Origin of the sequence: Dyella japonica DSM 16301 (assembly GCF_001010355.1) — a bacterium.
Taxonomy (GTDB): Bacteria; Pseudomonadota; Gammaproteobacteria; order Xanthomonadales; family Rhodanobacteraceae; genus Dyella; species Dyella japonica.
In genome coordinates this window covers 1-956 of sequence record NZ_JPLA01000066.1, presented here as the reverse complement: position 1 = coordinate 956, position 956 = coordinate 1, and the positions used below count along the sequence as shown (strand labels likewise).

The 956-nt window shown below is 64.5% G+C and carries 1 protein-coding gene; it reads left to right on the top strand.

All coding sequences use genetic code 11. The features are described from left to right. Positions 1 to 325: 325 nt before the first annotated feature. Positions 326 to 956, top strand: a 631-nt coding sequence (locus Y882_RS17920) for an OPT family oligopeptide transporter (protein ID WP_046973325.1), incomplete at its 3' end; no start/stop codon positions are given.

Below are 956 nucleotides of genomic sequence, written 5' to 3'. Positions count from 1 at the left end.
CGGCGGAGCGGCTCTCTGTGGGAGCGCACCCTGTGCGCGACAAACCTACAGAGCGGTACACCCCAGCGCGGCTGTCGCGCACAGGGTGCGCTCCCACAGGCCAGCAGCAAGCGTGGGACCCGATGGGCCATGGGGGTGGCTGACTGGGGACCAGGCGCCACGGGCATCCGCTGCCCCAGGCCAGCAAAAAACCGTCAACCCGTTGCGTATCCCCCCAAATCCGGCAACCCTACGCGCTGACCCGCCTTTCGGCGGGCCGACGTATTCATGCCATGCCGCCTCAGGGTGGCCAACAGGGGACCCATCACATGACCGGACGACTTTCGTGAGCGGCAATCTTTCCCAAACCGAAAATCGCAAAGAGCTGACCGTACGCGGTCTCATCCTGGGCGTGATCATCACGGTGGTGTTCACTGCCGCCAACGTCTTCTTTGGCCTCAAGGCCGGCCTCACCTTTGCCACCTCGATTCCCGCGGCGGTGATTTCCATGGCCCTGCTGCGCGGGTTCAAGGATTCCACCATCCAGGAAAACAATATCGTGCAGACCATCGCTTCGGCGGCGGGCACGTTGTCGTCCATCATCTTCGTGCTGCCGGGCATGATCATGATCGGCTGGTGGACGGGCTTCCCGTTCTGGACCTCGTTCGCCGTGTGCGCACTGGGCGGCATCCTGGGCGTGATGTATTCGATCCCGCTGCGCCGTGCGCTGGTGACGACCTCCGACCTGCCGTACCCGGAAGGCCTGGCCTGCGCCGAGGTGCTGAAGGTCGGCAGTGGTGATGAAGCGGACGCCGGCAGTGTGGAAGAAGGCCGCGCGGGCTTGCTCGCCGTGCTGTGGGGCTCCATCGTTTCCGCGGTGTTTGCGGTGATCGTGGCCACGCAGGTGTTCGCCAGCGACTTCGTGCGTTACTTCCGCGTGGGCGACAAGGGCTCGGTCAGCGGCTTCGATTTCAATC